The organism is Acaryochloris marina MBIC11017, from assembly GCF_000018105.1.
Lineage (GTDB): Bacteria > Cyanobacteriota > Cyanobacteriia > Thermosynechococcales > Thermosynechococcaceae > Acaryochloris > Acaryochloris marina.
The window spans coordinates 3,504,355-3,520,069 of record NC_009925.1 but is presented as its reverse complement, the minus strand read 5'-3'; the positions used below and the strand labels follow the sequence as shown (position 1 = coordinate 3,520,069).

The window sequence follows — 15,715 nt, the reverse complement described above, 5'->3', positions numbered from 1 at the left end:
GAAACCCTCACACATACCATGACTTCTCTCAAATTCATCCTGGTTGCCAGTCTGCTGACAACATTCACCAGCCCCGCCTGGGCCGGAACCATCCCTTCTCCCCCCGCACCGCGAGAATCTGCTAAAGCTTTGGGGGGTGAAGTAAAGCCTTCCATTACCCTATTTCCAGAAAACAGCGACACTCCCGCCCAGACCCCCGACCTTGAGCTACAAATGTCGGGCAAGCGTCCCTTGGCAGCCACCGCCAATCCTGATATTTGGGAATCTGAATTACTCGATGATCAGCGGCGCACGGATCCAGGCTTTTTCTGGATTACCACCGATTAAAGGCTAGCAATGGCATAGCACCGTCGGTCGGTCATGGGGAGACAAATCCCGCCAGTCCATAGGATAAAGATCTTCTTCATCACAAAGGGTCAACATTTCAGGTTGGCAGCGACTGACTTTGACCACAATTTCTAAGGCTTGCTCTTGGACTAAATCTTCTACATACCCCGATTGATGGGCCTCTGCCTCTTCGATAGTATCGAAGGGGCCAAAATAATATTGACAATCAGGAATCGTGGTTTGAATATGTACCCACCAAGGTTGATGTCGAGTGGTTAAAGAGAACATAAAAACCTCATTTTTCACAGTTGATTGTAATGTTGTAGGTTTCATCGGGACCAAAAGATGTCTCAATCCAATGAAAGACCTCATTAAGCTGCTCTAATGTAATCAAGCCGTACTGCCACAGAATCATCGGCAAAGGCCCTTGCTGTTGTTGACAAGACTTCAGGGCAATATTGATCGACTCTGTCGAAATCCCGACTTCTTGGGTTAAAAAGTCAATCAGTTGTTGGTATCGGTTGGCAGTCATCTCCAGTCCCCCAGCATCGTTAATGCTTGGTTAAACAATCTCATCTACAAGTACAAACAGTCAGGCTAGTCATCTAAGCAAGGAAAAACGGGCATCCAGCCGCTCATCCAACAGTTTGAGTCTCCCGAAGGGCAGTCATCGGACGATGGCCGCCAAGTACGTCCATGCCTTGCTTCAGTAATGTCTCAATGTGGAGACGGTAGGCAGTGGTTTGTCCACGTGCAGACAGGGGCGTTGGTTCCGCAGTCAGTACATAGGTATTGGGAACTCGACTTAAAACATAGGTCATCAGTTCCTGTTTAGTTGCGGGATTCCCCAGCACATCTTGGTAGATAGGGTTGGGACAATACTCTGCGAGTAACTCCGCCTCTTCTTTCACGATAGCTAACGTGAGATTAATTAAGGTCTTCGTCATCAGTCTTTAGGGGGGTCGAACGCAGTTATTCAGATTCAGGTACAGCTTCCATCACAGAAGCCAGCCAGTATCCTTTATGTGGAGAATACTCTCCAAACTTGGGGAAAATGTGAGGATCACCCCTCAAGTTTGGAAATGAAGAATCTGAACTCAGCCGTCAGTCACCCCATCTCTGGCTCAGGCTGAGTCTGCTGCTCTGCATCACGTTTGGGTTGCAGGTATAAATTTTCAATCAGGACACCTCCTGCCGCGACCCAGGGTGGGGCAATTAAGGCCCCAATAATTCCCAACACTTGGGTGCCTCCCAATACCGCTAATAGTTGGTACAGGGGCGGCACATTCACCGACGGACTCACTACCAACGGATCAAGGACATAGGTTTCTAGATTTTGGATCAACACAAACAGCAAAAACACCCACACCACCGTCCAGCCCCCCTGGGCAACCGCCACCAGCAACGCTGGAATCGCCCCTAGCACGGGTCCAAAGAAGGGAATCAAATTAGTCAGGCCCGCAATGGCCCCCAATCCCAAGGCCACTTCCGTAATGCCAATCAGCTTCAAGCCAATACTCACCGTGGTTCCCAAAATCAGCGAGACCAGTAGGCGACCCTGGATATAGGCCCCCATCCGTTGACTCACGGGATGGACTTGATCCGCCAACCGCTGTTCCCAGGGCTGAGGGAAAAGCGCCACTAGCCCTTGCAGCAAGCGTTGGGAATCGGACAGCATATAGGCTGACAAAATCAGCGCTAACAGCAAGTTAAAGACCCCTCCCAATAAGCCTTTGGTGATATCTACGGACTGGAGAATCAGCTTTTGACTCGACCGAAAGGTCCAAGCCGTCAGAGCTTGTAGATCCAATACCTGATTGATCATGCCCAAATCTTCTGGCTTACTGATGCCCAACTGCATAATCGAGTCTTCGATCAGCGTCGTCAGGGCATCTAAATAACCCGGTAGTGCGGCGACAATCCGTTGAATTTGCTCTGTGATCGTCGGACCAATCACCAGGGTGGCCGTGATCGCCGCTCCAATCAAACTGATATAGACCCCCAACACCGCCAACCATCGAGGCGCTCGTAACGCTTCCACCTGCTGAATAATCGGAGCCAAAGTAGAGGCCAAGACGATGGAAATCATCAGCACCACCACTAAATTTTGGAGTTGCCACAGTAACAGCAGCCCCAAACTGATCACTCCTACACGCATCAAACTGGCAATCGACAAGGTAAAAGAAGGTTCGGATGGCTTCATGCTGGGGGAGAGTAAGGATCAAGCCCTTGATCGGGCGGCTATAACTGCCAGCCTAATACATCTGCAATCTGGGTGGGGAGCTGCAACGGATCAAAGGGCTTGGCAATCGTCGAATGGACGCCCATGGCTTGATAACGCTTTTGATCCGCCGTTTGAATTTTAGCGGTCAGTAACAGCACTGGAATGGTTTGCGTAACTGGATTAGCCTGCAGCTTCTGAAAAGTAGTGGCCCCATCCATATCCGGCATCATCATATCCAAGAGAATAGCATCGGGGCGTTCTTTCTCCGCCTTCAGCAGCCCTTCAGCACCAGAACTGGCCGTGACGACGCGCCAATTGTTGATCGTTTCTAACGCAATCTGAACCACTTCTTGAATGTAAAGCTCGTTATCCACTACGAGGATGCACTTTGCTGTCATGTATCCGGTATACCTTTACGTGTCGTTTCGCTGAATGGGTAAGGTGAAGGAAAAGGTACTCCCTTTTCCGAGCTGACTTTCTACCCAAATTTGGCCGCCATGTTGATGCACAATACTCTGGCAAATGGCCAGTCCTAACCCTGTGCCCTCATGGTCTCGGGCATCGGAAGAATCGGCTTGTTGAAACCGTTCAAAGATGGTGTTGATTTTGTCAGGGGGAATCCCTCGCCCCTGATCGCGCACCCAAATACAGACTTGAGGCGCATCGCCGGGGGTCAGGGAGGGGGCGGCAGGGGCACTTAAGGCACAGCTTGGCGGCTGTTGCGGCATTACATGGGCACTCATTTCTACAGTGCCCCCCGAATGGGAAAATTTAATCGCATTGCTCAAAAGATTAGTCAGGGTTTGGACAATTCGATCTCCATCCACATCCGTCAGCACGGCTAACGGTGTTACTGCTAATTGCACCTGCATCTGACTCGCCATGCCCTGCATGGTATTGGCGGCTTGAACCATCAAATCGGCAATATTATACGGGTCTTTGGTCATGCTGACCTGCCCGGATTCAATCCGTTCTACATCTAAAATGTCGTTAATGAGCCGCACCAACCGATCGGTACTATCAACAGCAATTTTAAGCAGGCGTTGGCTTTTATCGGGGTGAGCAGTCAACAAGCCACTAGTGAGCATCCGCAGAGATCCATGAATCGAGGTCAGGGGCGTGCGCAGTTCATGGCTGACCACGGAAATAAATTCATCCTTCATCCGTTCCACCACTTGACGATCACTCACATCTTTAAAAGTGATTACCGCTCCCGTAATCTTTTCCTGTTCACGAATCGGAGTACTCACATATTCCGCTGGGAACAGGGTGCCGTCGCGCCGCTGAAATTCATCGGTAATAAACCGATGGGTGGTCCCCGACCGTAAAGAATCCTCAAAGGGATAAAGGGCATTCAGATCGCCATTCAGCGGTTGCGGATCAGGCCCCAAAATTGTTGCCATTGGCTGGTCAATCAAATCAGAAATCGCGTAGCCCAGCATATCAGCCGCAGCGGGATTCACAAAGGTGATGTGCCCCTGTAAATCGACCCCACAAAGCCCTTCCCCCATGGAATTAAGAATCAATTCATTTTGGCGGGTGAGCTTGGTCAGGGACGCTTGAGCTTCTAGACGCTCAGTAATGTCTCGCAGAATGGCCGTAAAGACCTGTTCTTCACCCATCTGCAGTTTAGAAATGGAGGCCTCCGCCGTAAAGTAGGTACCATCTCGACGCTGAGCGGTGATCGGGCGACGCCGAGCCCCCATTTGGGTGGTCATGGATGCGTCCTTGGAAGCGTCACCAAACCGCTGCATCTGCGATTGATGAGACAGGACCAAATCATCGGGCAAGAGCTTATGCAGGGGCTGGCCGAGGATATCTTGACGGCGATATCCAAACATCTTTTCCGCCCCCTGGTTGAACAGGGTGATGGTAAAAGAGCCATCCACGGAAATAATGGCATCATCGGCAATTTCCAAAATGCCAGAGATACGCTTCTGCGAATGCTGTAAGGCCGCTTCTGCCTGTTGACGGGTTTGCAGTTCAGATCGTAATTGTTGGTTGGCCTGGCGGAGGGCTGCGGTGCGCTCCACAACCCGCTGCTCTAGATTATGTTTGGCTTCTTGCAAAACCACTTCGACTTGTTCACGCTCGGTCAATTCTGCCTGCAGTTGGCAATACAGTTCGGACTGCTGAATTGCGATCGCAAGTTGAATCGCCAATCGACTCAGTAACTTAATCTCTAGAGACTTCCAATGGCGCGGCTCCCGACAATGGTGGGCCATCAGTAAACCCCAGACTCGATTCTCCAAGATAATGGGCACCACTAAATTGGCTTGAATCTGGAACTGTTGGAGTAACTCTTGATGACAGGGAGACAGATTGGCAGTGTAGATATTATCAACCGCACTAGCATGGATTTGCTCTGGCGGCCCCCCATAAATATCAGGAAAGCACGGATCGTGAATTTTAACCCCCAGGATCGAAGGCCATTGGTCCGTATCGACGGATTCCACCAGCACGATACCGTCCCAATTTTCTTCGATCCGAAAGATCAGCACCCGATCCGTCTCTAACAGCTGCCGAACTTCATCCACAGTCGTGTTAAGGATGGTCCGCAGATCTAAGGATTGGCGGATGCGGGCAGCAATACCACTCAACAGTCGTTCATGCTCAATCTGTTGCTGCAAAACCAACGCCGACTGCTGTTGTTCTGTAATATCAACGCCCATGCAAATCACAAACTGGACTGCGTGCCCCTGCTGAATCACAGAATTTGACCAGGCGATCAGGCGACGTTCTCCGGTCTTTGTCCGCCAGTGATTTTGATGTTGACTGGGGCCTTGATGAGAAAGCAGCTGCTCAACAACGGCTTGTACACCGGCCTGTTCTTCTGACAACAGCAAATCCTGCCAAAGAAATCGCTCTTTCACCTCCGCAAAGGTATACTCAGACACCTGTTCACAGGCTTGATTAAAGCCCACAATCCGACCCTGGGCATCCAGAATGACCACTAGGGCAGGCACCGTATTCAGCAGGGATGTCATCCAGCTCTGTTGATCAGGCAGAAGATGAACTTGCTCAAGCATCAGCCTGCCTCCCCATCCGGTGGTGATCGGCAGCTTTATACAGGGCCGATAAGGTCGTCCCCGCCTCAGGATATTGCACCACCCCTAAGTCGAGGTGCATGGGCACCGCCTCATGGGCCAGGGCGTGGGCTTGCAAACAGTCCTGGCATAGATGTTGGACATGATCCTCTGCTTCCATCTCCTGGACATCCTGCAGCCCCATCAAGAACTCATTGCTACTCCAGCGAGCCACCACATCATCTTTCCCACAGCCTTGACCTAGGGTATATCCCACCTGACGCAAAATCGAGTCTCCGGTTTCCAAATCAAATTCAGCATTAATCAGCCGCAGATTGGTCACTTTAACTAAGGCCAGACTCAAGGGTTGCTGTAGATCTTGCGCCCGCTTCATCATCTGTTCCAAACGAGCAATGGCGGGTTGCCGCTTATAGGCTTTGGTGAGGGTATCAACCTGCCAAAGCTGTTGGGAAAGCTGCATTCGCTCCAGACGATTGACAAGACGCACCACCAGTTCGGGGCCAACGACAGGTTTACTGACAAAATCATCCGCCCCCAGGGCGAAAATCTGATTGACCGTCTCAGCTTCGGTATGGGCTGTCAAAAAGATAATCGGTAGGTTATACCAGTAGGCATCGTTGCGGACGATCTGGCAAAGGTCCATTCCCCCCACATGGGGCATTTCGATATCGAGAATCAGGAGATCCGGGGCGACCGCCACCAAGGTTTGCCAAAACAGTCTGGAATCGGCAAGGGTACTCACCTTAAACCCCCAAGGCTCCAATAAAGGAGGCAGCAACTGCAGCAAACTCGGATCATCATCCACAATCATGACTTTGGCAGTGATGGATTGAGACTGATGCAGCACCCGCTCCACCTCTTGGAGCACCTGCAGGGGAGCGATCGGTTTCTCTAAAAAGGCTTTTCCCCCCAGACGAGCCACTTCTAGCCGCGAATGCAGTCCTTCCGGCAAGCCATAGAACAAGACAGGAATCGGGGGCGTATGATGGGTCACCTGCTCTAGGAAAGCCAGGGTTTGATCCTTATGGTCCGCCACAGATGGATCCATCAGAATCACCTGAGGCACATCCTGAGTCAGGGACCGATGGGCGACGTCTAGATCTTTCACCGTCTGGACGGTCCAGTCCCAATATCGAGCTTGGTCCGTTAAGTCAGCTATCCAATCTTGATCGGCATCGATCACCAGCAAAGACGGCAGGGTGCCTAGGGAATCCAGAGTGTCGGCAGGTGAGACCGGGCCATGGGCCTCAATCGTCTGTCGGAGGGTCTCTACCTGATGCTGAAATTCTCCAATATCCTCTGTACCTAAGGGTTGGGGCTGGTGCAGGAGTTGCTCAATCTGGCGCGCTAATTGAGTCCCCGCATGAATGCCAAACATGCCCAAGGCCCCCGCTAAGGTATGGGCCTCTTGCTCTGCCTGCTGCTGTTGATCCGCGCTGAGGTGGCCTTGATGATTTTGAAAGGCAACGCTGGCCCGTTCTAACGCCTGAACCTGCTGACTAATCCGAGCCTGATACCGCTGCCAAATATTGGCAATGGCCGCTTGATTTTCCTGCTGAAAGGACGGTGTTTCTGCCTCTAATTCTGCTAAAGGCTTGAGGCGATAGCCAATGCCATACACAGTTTCGATCATCTCGGCCGGTGCATCGGCATCCCGGAGCTTATGGCGCAGACCTTTGATATGGGTTCTAACAGCCTCTTCGCCAGGCATATCTTCATAGGTCCATAGATGCTCTAGCAACATGCCACAGCTAAATACCCGCCGAGGATTACGCATCAGCAACTCCAGTAGCGCATACTCTTTGGGCGTCAACGCTAGGAGCTGCCGGTGATAGCTCACCTGGGTGGAGCTGGGATCCAACTGCAAGCGACCCCATTCCAAAATCGGCGAGGTATGGAGATGTCCCCGACGTAGTAAGGCCCGAATACGAGCCTCTAATTCTTCTAGGTCAAAGGGTTTGACGACGTAATCATCCGCCCCGGCATCGAGCCCCACCGCTTTGTCATGACTGTCCCCCTTTCCCGTCAGCAGCAAAATCGGCATGGTATGGCCTTGATTTCGCAGTTGGCGACAAAGGGTAATGCCATCTACTTTAGGCAGCATCACATCCAGCAGGAGCAAGTCATATTCAAATGCATTCACCAGATCTGCAGCAGTTTCGCCATCCGCCACAGTTTCCACTGCGTAGCTGCACTGGTTTAGGAGAGTGGTTAAGGTTTCAGCGGTGGGCTGATCATCCTCAACAACGAGTATTCGCATCATCGGCCTCCCGACGTTAGGTCCGATTGCATCGCTTAGGGCATCGCTACTCCAATTATGAGCGTATTTTTGCGATCGCACCAGGGAGACATCGGTCAAACGGTCAGGAAAACCGGTCTTAATAGTCAACGGGCTGACCTCAAGACCGGTTGTTTATCCAACTCTGAGTGAAACCATTGAAACGCGACAAGGTTTAGCAGGAGACCAATCAACAGCAGATACCCCATCAGACAAAGCTGATAGCTGGGGACCCCGACGATGAGGTCCAGGGTTAGGTGGCTAATATTGATGACGGTATAAAGCAACGTCAAGCCAAAATGTAGCGTTTTGTATCGTTGTCCTTTCACAAAAGCGGTGGCAATAATGGCAGCCATCGCCATGCCAAAAACGCCCAACACCAGCCAAAAAAGAGTAGTGAGGGGTAGATCATTGATATGGGAGTGGGCCACACTCAGCCCATGAAACAACGGCATTAAAGCCAGTTGGGTATGAAAGAGCATGCCCAATAGAAAGGCCGTCCATAAGGCAATAATTTTTTGGCGATCATCCCCCCGATGATGATGTGTTCTCATGCTCAGACTCCTGTTCCATAGCCTCTTTTTTCAGCTTATGGATGAAAGTTGAGGAACTTGTGAGTCTCTAGAGAAAGAAAAGTGGGGATAGGTATGACCAGTTCAATCTCTTTAAGCTCAGCTTAATCATGGGTCCAGAGATTTTAACGGTGCTGTTGGAGTTTCCGGATCGTCCCTTTCACCAGAATCATCAGCGTACAAAGACACACCATGACTAGAAATGCAGTGGCAAACAAGATCATCAAAAATTGAAACCACAGCGTGCCAGACAACGGGGAATGGAAGAGTTTTATGAGATGGTCTCCCATTACCTTGACCTGCTCTCCCAGAATCGGAAACGCTAAGATTCCCATGGGTATGCCATAGACAAACCAACTTGCGATCTCAACCCACCAAGCAACCTGGCGTTGCTCAATGACGGGATGAATTAATTGGATTGCGTCAGGATAACCTCATGACTATTTCAAACATCATGAGGAATCTGTATGAAGTGTCCTGAGTGTGGTGGTCAACATATCCATAAGAATGGGCATCGTCGAGGTAAACAAAATCATATCTGTGTGACCTGTGGACGACAGTTTCTTTCAACTTACTCAAAGCGTGGCTACAGTGATTGGACGAAACGACTCTGCCTGAGAATGTATGTCAATGGAATGGGGTTGAAGGGTATCGAACGAGTCATAGGCGTTGCTCATACCACTGTGATTCATTGGGTTCAACAAGTTGGAGTTCTATTACCCAATGCTTATGACCCCGACGATATCCCACAGGTCGGAGAATTAGATGAACTCGAAACCTTTGTGGGCAAAAAACGCAATAAGGTCTGGATTTGGACTGTGGTGGATCATTTTCACCCCGGCATTCTAGGCTGGGTTGTGGGTGACCATAGTGCTGAGACCTTTCGACCGTTATGGCAAGCAATCGTCTGTTGGCAATGTTTTTTCTGGGTCAGTGATGGCAATCCCGTCTATCCAGGCTTTATCCCAGAGGGTGACCAGATTGTTAGCAAGACCTACATGACACGAGTAGAGGGAGAAAATACTCGTTTACGACATTACTTGGCACGGCTCCATCGCAAGACTTTATGTTATTCAAAGTCGGTGGACATGCTCAAGCATTCAATTCGACTATTGATCCACTATCTCAAGTTTGGGGAAGTACCTATTCCTGCGTGAGTCATCCCGTCATTGAGCAACGCCAGCAACCTTGCCATGGGATAACTGATCCAATGCCGTACCTTCAAACTCGATAGAGTCCATAGGCGTCATCCCAGATCTCTGTCTCCGAACTTGACGATAGAGTGGACGACTAGAAATTTCAACCGTGAGGTTCGGGGTAGATCCAGCACCGTAGCGATCGAATTGGGAACTCTGCTCAAAATCTTGGGGATGAGTCATAACCTATTGCTCAGCAACAACAGAATAAACAAGCGTTACTATCAAAATCTCCTCTTGTGCCCCGTGGCGAATTGAGTCGGGCAGCCACAGAGTTAGACTGGAATGACAAAATTATTAGCCATTCATCATGCTGATAGCCGTGATACCGGTCTATAGCAGCTGTGATAGTTCAAGTCTGGAGAAGTGATAACCATCACATGTGGACGGTGTATTCTCAGGCAAAAAGCCGCAGGAAGAGAGCCCTAGACACAACACTCTCTCCCGATCCACATCCCCTAAAGGTTGTGCCAAGTGGTATTGTTTTTTTCGTTGGATTCTTTCACGAAATTCGTTGAATCCACATCAATGCGAAAGGTGGTGTCTTTGAGGGCCACTGTTTTGGGCAAAATCTGAGCGGCATTCAAGCTCACCCATTGGGTTTGCCGACCGTTAATAATGGGCACTTTGATCTTCATCATCCGCCCGACCGGTGTACCATCAATACGCCGAACTGTCAGGCGTAGCACCGTAGGCCGTGCTGCTCTAAGTCCGGCATTCGCCACCTGAATCTTGATTCGTTTGGTACTCCTGCGACTAAATCGATACTGCCGAACCTTTAGATCTGCTCTGCGAAAACGCAGCGGTTGAGGAGTCTGATGCGTGAAACTGCCGGGTTGACATTTAGTAGCGGGGCTAGGAGAGGGTTCCCAACCGTCCGGGCATTGGGCCTGCTGCGGCGCTGCTATCACACTGCTAGCAGAGAGGGTGACTAAAGCTCCTAACGTCAACAGGCGTTGAGTTGCGGTCTGAGTCAGTTGAGATAGAGTAATGCGTTGCATAGTGTTGTACCTTACTGTGGAATGTTTGAAAGAGAAGCAAAGCTCTTCATTCACTCAGTAGGGTAGTTTTCTAGAGATTATGCAGAGTGGAAATTTTTTAGACGACAGAGAACACTGAAGCCAGCGGAAGTCATCATTCAGCACAGTATATGGTTTATGCGTCTTCACCACCATTGAAACTTCAACCATCACAATTTACGAACCTTGGCGAGGCTGTCACTGCACAGATGTTATTGCCAGAAGGTTAGCTCCTTGATTGAAGACGGCAATGGAGGTTTACCCAAGAGGGAAATACCATAGCCGAGGATCACAGCCAAAGGAGCTGAGATGGCGGAACGCCAAATACCTGGAAATTTCAGGAATTGTAGCTGACTGTCAATAGCTAGCAAAGCAGCGGCTAAAAGAACGCCAAAAAATGCTCCGGTTGCATTAATCCGAGGAATCAGAATTCCCATTAAAAATAGACCTAATAAGGGCCCCAAGAATAAGGCTGTATATTCAACTAAAAATTCTAATAATGATTCTTTCGTGGAAGCCACATAAAAAGCAGAAAGAATCCCTAGAATTCCACACACAATAATCCACGCTTTTGCCGCTTTTAAGTAATGGGCATCCGTTCGATTCACCTTGGAATATCGCTGATAAAAATCCACAACAATGCATGTTGCTAACGAATGAAGCGCAGAATCAATCGACGACATGGCTGCTGCAAAAATAGCTGCGACCAAAAGACCAGCAGCCACTGGAGGCACTTGATTCACAATAAAGTGAGGTAGAATCTGATCACCTACTACCCCTTCTGGAAGTGCACCCACATTAAGAGAATAGAAGCCATAGAGGAAGACCCCCAAAAGCAATGTGACACCAACACCGATAAACCCAGTAAACCAACCCAGTAGGATTGCTTTTCTGCCGGACGGAACATCTGAGCAAGAGACGTATCTCTGTACGGATTGTTGATTGGTGCCAGCTACCGCAAAGGCAAGAATACCATAAGCAAAGAGGGCAGTCGGTAGAGCGCGAACTGAGGCAGGATCCCAAGATAAATCTATCACCTGCAGCTTACCTCCCTCTCCCGCCGCCATCCACAAAGCACCTAGACCACCAGGGACACTAATTGAAGCAGCCCATAAGCCTGCAATTAGACCCACAAAAATCATCACAAACTGAAGAAAATCAGTCCAAACAACGGCTGTTATTCCGCCAGTGACGGTATAAATCACTGAAGCCAAACCCACCACAATAATTGCGAGGGACAGAGGCATCGCAGTAACTGTTGCAACGACAATGGAAGCACCATATAGCAAGGCTCCAAGACGAGCAACAACAAATAAGATAAAGCACAGGGAGCCCAAAGACCGAGTTTTGGCATCAAAACGACGTTCTAGATATTCATAAGCCGTTGTTAGGTTCAATCGGATGAAAAATGGCAAAAAGAGCAGAATAACTAAACTAAATCCCAACAGGTCTCCAATCTGAAGCTGAAGGTAGAGAAATCCATGGGTGTAACCTTCTCCCGGACCACCCAGCAGTGATGCAGCCGAGAAGGAAGTCGCAATAATTGAGATACCAATCGCCCACCAAGGCAATTGTTTGGAACCTCGAAAATACTCATCTGTATTCTTTTGTTTACGACTAGCTGAGAGTCCAATCCCAAGAACGATTACGGCGTAAGCGACAACGATAACCCAATCAATTGGACTCATAAATCATTATCTGCAAAAACAATTTTCATAGCCTATCATCCTCAGTTCTCTAGAATGTCCCGATACAAGGAAATTTATGTTTCATGAAATCGCATCTAAGAAATAATTTCCTTAAATAACATTACTGGTAGGATGACGGGCATTAGCGACTATTGAGAACAATAGCCATGAGTCAGGGACGTCCAGGGACAAAGAATAGTTTCAGTACTCCAAACGCTTGGAGACTGCCCTCTCTTCTTAACAGAAGAAAGCTTTACAAGATCTGGGCAGTCCGACTTATATTGCTGGGCTTCATTGCAATACTCTGTGGACCTTTACTACATTCCAATTGGATATTGGGTATCGGTGCAGCCATGATGGTGATGGGTTGTATCGCTGTGAGATTACTGCATCGGAACCAGAGCAAGATACCGCCAATGCCTAGACCCGGCTCCCATAACTCTCAGCTATACAAATAAACTCTTGCAGCATGGCGAAGCGCTGCTTTTCTCACGTTACATCCGAAGAAACAGATTCACTCTGTCCACACATTGCTGTTTAAAGGTGTCAGAACGACTAGAGGTCAAGAATTCTAGCTGACTGGTCAAATCAACCAACTCAGCCCGTCGCTGCCAATCCGGCGGCAACTTCATTCCTCCCCGTTCCAGTCCTGCCTTAATTTGTGGGTGCTGGTTGATGGGGGTATGCCGGAGCAGATTGCCAATATCCATGTAGGGCGTTCCCGAATGGCAATAGTCCCAATCGAGCACACCACTCACCTGACCATCCTGAATCAGAATATTGGTGGGATTGAAGTCCCCATGAACGAGACAGGTTGAGGTGTCGAGTTCCTTGAGACGATTCACCTCTTGAGCTAGGAGGCGTTGCAGACGTTTCAGCCCGTCTAGTCCGAGCCAAAACTGAACCTCTGGATGATGGAGCTGTTGCGCCATATAGTCCGAGAGTCCGCCAAAGTCGAAGGGGGTGATCGATCCATCTGTCTGTAGCTGACCCGGTGTATTGAATTTGAGGTCAGCGAGACGGGCAAGAGCAGTGGCGGCCTGCTCCACATGGTCTGGTGTCTCAGTCAACAGCTGCCCAGGTAAAAACGACAAGATGGCCCACTGGGGTCCTTGAGCCAGTAGCTCAGGTACAGGGACAATATCTTGCACGAGTTTAAAAATATAGGCGTCTTGCTCAGGTTTGCTGTTGGCGTACAGCCTCAGGATATATAAACTGCCATCGCTCAGGGTTAACTTGAAGTTGGTATTGCTTTTTCCCGCTGTGCACAGCTCTACGGAATGGAGGACCAGATGCGGGCCCACCGACTCAATAAATGAGCGGATTAAGGTTGGATCAAAGGCTTGATAAGGGTGGCGTCTATCTTGCATAGCTGCTTCTAGGGCCCCAAGCATCCGGTCATGAGAAGATTACCGAGCCGAATCGCCAACGGATCACGACATGATGGCAACGATAAATTTTTTATATCTTTTGACTGCTTGAATATAGTTTAAACTGAAGTCTTGAGAAGATTACAATCCCAGAACTTGCGTGGACTAAGCCGGATGACATGGTTCGCGCCAAGTCGTGTCAAGGAAGTTGAGTCGTGAAAAAGCTAGTTCGTGGTCTACAAGAGTTTAAGCAAAGCTATGTTGCCCAAAATCAAGAACTCTTAGAAGAACTCTCTCACGGTCAAAAGCCCCGTGTCCTATTTATCTCCTGCTCTGATTCGCGGGTTGACCCCAATCTGATTACCCAGACGGATGTAGGAGAATTATTTGTCATCCGTAATGCCGGTAATATTGTGCCCCCCTATGGAGCGGCCAATGGCGGCGAAGGTGGCACCATTGAATATGCCATTGCTGCTCTAGAGATCGATCAAGTGGTGATCTGCGGCCATTCCCACTGTGGGGCGATGAAAGGGCTGATGAAGCTGAATAAGCTGCAAGCAGATATGCCCTTGGTCTATGACTGGTTACAACATGCCGAAACCACCCGACGATTGGTGGCAGAGAACTATCCCGAATCCCAAGGGGAAGAGCGGGTTGAAATTTTAGTGGCCGAAAATGTCTTGGTACAGATTGATAATCTGAAGACATATCCCATTGTGCGATCGCGGCTGCTGCAGGGCAAACTGCAAATTTATGGCTGGATTTATCACATCGAGACTGGGGAAGTCTTGGCCTATGATGACCAGACCCATACCTACATCCCTCCTCAAAGCCAGCTGTTAGACCCTCCTCCCAGCTTGCCGTCTCGCTTAGAGCAATATTTAATTAGCACCCATGCGCCGCCGGTCGCTTGTGAAGTGCCAACCCCTCGACTTCAGTCAGCGTCTTCAAGTCCAGCGGCTTCTCCCGTCAATGGTACGCCTGCAGCAGATCGTATCCGCTCTCAGCTCAATGCTCTCTTGAAAGCGTCGCCGGATTCCTGGGTGGACGTAGAAGACCGTATGCGATCCATGAGCAAGCTGCTTGAAGATGCCCGCCATGAAGGCATGAGCGCTAGCGAAGCCCAGAATTATCATCATCAATTCTCAGAACAGATTCCCAGGTGGCTGCGGCAAATGGGATAGCCTTTGGGGGGGCACCTATACATGGCGACAATACACCCTGCTGGTCATCTCAATATTTTGCCTGTAAAGCTTTTTCGCTGATAAGCCTAGTCCTGCTAAAAACAAGTGTTACACTTGGATTTCTTCTATGTCACCTCAATGTCCCTGCAGACAGGCATTCAGGGGGATGCAGAGACCTTATTCAGTTCAACTTTTTCTACCTATGAGAGACCTCGATACCGCAGCAACCATTGCCCTTCTTAATCGCATTATGGAATTTGAATTGGCAGGGGTTGTTCGCTATACCCACTATGGGTTGATGGTAACGGGGCCAAATCGATTACCCATTGTGGACTTCTTTAAGTCCCAAGCGAGTGAATCCCTCACTCATGCCCAGGAAGCGGGAGAAATCATCACTGGATTGGAAGGGCATCCAAGCCAAAAGATTGCTCCCATTGAAGAAACCAATCAGCACGCAGTCAGAAACTTGCTACAAGAAAGCTTGAACCATGAGCAGTTGGCCTTGAATCTCTACAAACAGCTCTTAGATGTTGTAGAAAATGCCAGCATTTACCTAGAAGAATATGCCCGCACCAAAATTGGCCAGGAAGAAATGCATAATCTGGAAATCAAAAAGATGCTCCGTGACTTTAGCTGATGGCCGCTTAAGCGTTTAATTCCCACCGAAAAAATATTTTTTACAGCGTTCCAGGCCCAAATTTCTCTGCCAATCTGAGCAGACTGGAGCTGCTTAGGATTTTGAGGGGAGCAGCCTATGGATGAAGGGAAAGAGATGTCCTTTCCCTTGCTATGGAACATTCAGGCTGAAGT

The 15,715-nt window shown here is 49.4% G+C and carries 17 protein-coding genes; 4 read left to right on the top strand and 13 right to left on the bottom strand.

Annotated features, from left to right (window positions below):
- The first annotated feature begins 18 nt into the window (after window positions 1–18).
- Complete coding sequence (locus AM1_RS15780; RefSeq protein WP_012163872.1) at window positions 19–327, top strand: hypothetical protein; 309 nt, start codon at window positions 19–21, stop codon at window positions 325–327.
- 3 nt (window positions 328–330) lie between these two features.
- Here AM1_RS15780 and AM1_RS15775 read toward each other — a convergent pair whose 3' ends face one another.
- The 9 genes from AM1_RS15775 to AM1_RS15735 all read right to left on the bottom strand — a co-directional run bounded on the left by AM1_RS15775 (window position 331) and on the right by AM1_RS15735 (window position 8,783).
- Window positions 331–615, bottom strand: a complete 285-nt coding sequence (locus AM1_RS15775; protein ID WP_012163871.1) for a DUF1816 domain-containing protein — start codon at window positions 613–615, stop codon at window positions 331–333.
- A gap of 7 nt (window positions 616–622) precedes the next feature.
- The gene (locus tag AM1_RS15770) at window positions 623–859 is read right to left on the bottom strand and encodes a DUF2949 domain-containing protein (RefSeq protein WP_010476655.1); all 237 of its coding nucleotides are present in this window, start codon (window positions 857–859) and stop codon (window positions 623–625) included.
- Between the two features lie 103 nt (window positions 860–962).
- The gene (locus tag AM1_RS15765) at window positions 963–1,274 is read right to left on the bottom strand and encodes a Rossmann-fold NAD(P)-binding domain-containing protein (protein ID WP_012163870.1); all 312 of its coding nucleotides are present in this window, start codon (window positions 1,272–1,274) and stop codon (window positions 963–965) included.
- A 161-nt stretch (window positions 1,275–1,435) separates the two neighbouring features.
- Entirely contained in the window at window positions 1,436–2,530 is a 1,095-nt protein-coding gene (locus AM1_RS15760; RefSeq protein ID WP_012163869.1) for an AI-2E family transporter, read from the bottom strand.
- A 38-nt stretch (window positions 2,531–2,568) separates the two neighbouring features.
- Window positions 2,569–2,949, bottom strand: a complete 381-nt coding sequence (locus tag AM1_RS15755; protein WP_010476652.1) for a response regulator — start codon at window positions 2,947–2,949, stop codon at window positions 2,569–2,571.
- Window positions 2,950–2,964: 15 nt separating this feature from the next.
- Window positions 2,965–5,580, bottom strand: coding sequence for a PAS domain S-box protein (locus AM1_RS37635; RefSeq protein WP_049783743.1), 2,616 nt, complete (start codon window positions 5,578–5,580; stop codon window positions 2,965–2,967).
- Window positions 5,573–7,987: a response regulator gene (locus AM1_RS15745; protein ID WP_049783742.1), complete on the bottom strand. Its 2,415-nt coding sequence runs from the start codon at window positions 7,985–7,987 to the stop codon at window positions 5,573–5,575. Before AM1_RS15745 ends, AM1_RS37635 begins: the two co-directional genes overlap by 8 nt.
- The gene (locus AM1_RS15740; RefSeq protein ID WP_012163866.1) at window positions 7,984–8,430 is read right to left on the bottom strand and encodes a hypothetical protein; all 447 of its coding nucleotides are present in this window, start codon (window positions 8,428–8,430) and stop codon (window positions 7,984–7,986) included. Before AM1_RS15740 ends, AM1_RS15745 begins: the two co-directional genes overlap by 4 nt.
- Window positions 8,431–8,573: 143 nt before the next feature.
- A complete protein-coding gene (locus AM1_RS15735) occupies window positions 8,574–8,783 on the bottom strand; it encodes a hypothetical protein (RefSeq protein ID WP_012163865.1) in 210 nt (69 codons plus the stop codon).
- Between the two features lie 132 nt (window positions 8,784–8,915).
- Here AM1_RS15735 and AM1_RS15730 point away from each other — a divergent pair, with 132 nt between their 5' ends.
- Window positions 8,916–9,605: an IS1-like element ISAcma4 family transposase gene (locus AM1_RS15730; RefSeq protein WP_012163864.1), complete on the top strand. Its 690-nt coding sequence runs from the start codon at window positions 8,916–8,918 to the stop codon at window positions 9,603–9,605.
- A gap of 9 nt (window positions 9,606–9,614) precedes the next feature.
- Here the strand turns inward: AM1_RS15730 and AM1_RS15725 are convergent, their stop codons facing one another.
- From AM1_RS15725 to AM1_RS15710, 4 genes are all read right to left on the bottom strand, one after another.
- Entirely contained in the window at window positions 9,615–9,827 is a 213-nt protein-coding gene (locus AM1_RS15725; protein WP_012163863.1) for a hypothetical protein, read from the bottom strand.
- A gap of 275 nt (window positions 9,828–10,102) precedes the next feature.
- A complete protein-coding gene (locus AM1_RS15720; RefSeq protein WP_012163862.1) occupies window positions 10,103–10,645 on the bottom strand; it encodes a CARDB domain-containing protein in 543 nt (180 codons plus the stop codon).
- A gap of 230 nt (window positions 10,646–10,875) precedes the next feature.
- Complete coding sequence (locus AM1_RS15715) at window positions 10,876–12,351, bottom strand: sodium:solute symporter family transporter (RefSeq protein WP_012163861.1); 1,476 nt, start codon at window positions 12,349–12,351, stop codon at window positions 10,876–10,878.
- Window positions 12,352–12,845: 494 nt separating this feature from the next.
- Window positions 12,846–13,721, bottom strand: a complete 876-nt coding sequence (locus AM1_RS15710; protein WP_063710549.1) for an aminoglycoside phosphotransferase family protein — start codon at window positions 13,719–13,721, stop codon at window positions 12,846–12,848.
- Window positions 13,722–13,936: 215 nt separating this feature from the next.
- On the opposite strand from AM1_RS15710, the gene AM1_RS15705 reads away from it, so the two are divergent.
- Complete coding sequence (locus AM1_RS15705; RefSeq protein WP_012163859.1) at window positions 13,937–14,905, top strand: carbonic anhydrase; 969 nt, start codon at window positions 13,937–13,939, stop codon at window positions 14,903–14,905.
- A gap of 202 nt (window positions 14,906–15,107) precedes the next feature.
- Complete coding sequence (locus tag AM1_RS15700; protein WP_010476640.1) at window positions 15,108–15,542, top strand: ferritin-like domain-containing protein; 435 nt, start codon at window positions 15,108–15,110, stop codon at window positions 15,540–15,542.
- Window positions 15,543–15,715: the final 173 nt, after the last annotated feature.

Coding starts and splice junctions, on each gene's coding strand:
- AM1_RS15765 (WP_012163870.1), bottom strand. CDS start 1,274: ATGACGAAGACCTTAATTAATCTCACGTTAGCTATCGTGAAAGAAGAG.
- AM1_RS15725 (WP_012163863.1), bottom strand. CDS start 9,827: ATGACTCATCCCCAAGATTTTGAGCAGAGTTCCCAATTCGATCGCTAC.
- AM1_RS15735 (WP_012163865.1), bottom strand. CDS start 8,783: ATGGGAATCTTAGCGTTTCCGATTCTGGGAGAGCAGGTCAAGGTAATG.
- AM1_RS15755 (WP_010476652.1), bottom strand. CDS start 2,949: ATGACAGCAAAGTGCATCCTCGTAGTGGATAACGAGCTTTACATTCAA.
- AM1_RS15760 (WP_012163869.1), bottom strand. CDS start 2,530: ATGAAGCCATCCGAACCTTCTTTTACCTTGTCGATTGCCAGTTTGATG.
- AM1_RS15740 (WP_012163866.1), bottom strand. CDS start 8,430: ATGAGAACACATCATCATCGGGGGGATGATCGCCAAAAAATTATTGCC.
- AM1_RS15715 (WP_012163861.1), bottom strand. CDS start 12,351: ATGAGTCCAATTGATTGGGTTATCGTTGTCGCTTACGCCGTAATCGTT.
- AM1_RS15775 (WP_012163871.1), bottom strand. CDS start 615: ATGTTCTCTTTAACCACTCGACATCAACCTTGGTGGGTACATATTCAA.
- AM1_RS15730 (WP_012163864.1), top strand. CDS start 8,916: ATGAAGTGTCCTGAGTGTGGTGGTCAACATATCCATAAGAATGGGCAT.
- AM1_RS15710 (WP_063710549.1), bottom strand. CDS start 13,721: ATGCAAGATAGACGCCACCCTTATCAAGCCTTTGATCCAACCTTAATC.
- AM1_RS15770 (WP_010476655.1), bottom strand. CDS start 859: ATGACTGCCAACCGATACCAACAACTGATTGACTTTTTAACCCAAGAA.
- AM1_RS37635 (WP_049783743.1), bottom strand. CDS start 5,580: ATGCTTGAGCAAGTTCATCTTCTGCCTGATCAACAGAGCTGGATGACA.
- AM1_RS15700 (WP_010476640.1), top strand. CDS start 15,108: ATGAGAGACCTCGATACCGCAGCAACCATTGCCCTTCTTAATCGCATT.
- AM1_RS15720 (WP_012163862.1), bottom strand. CDS start 10,645: ATGCAACGCATTACTCTATCTCAACTGACTCAGACCGCAACTCAACGC.
- AM1_RS15780 (WP_012163872.1), top strand. CDS start 19: ATGACTTCTCTCAAATTCATCCTGGTTGCCAGTCTGCTGACAACATTC.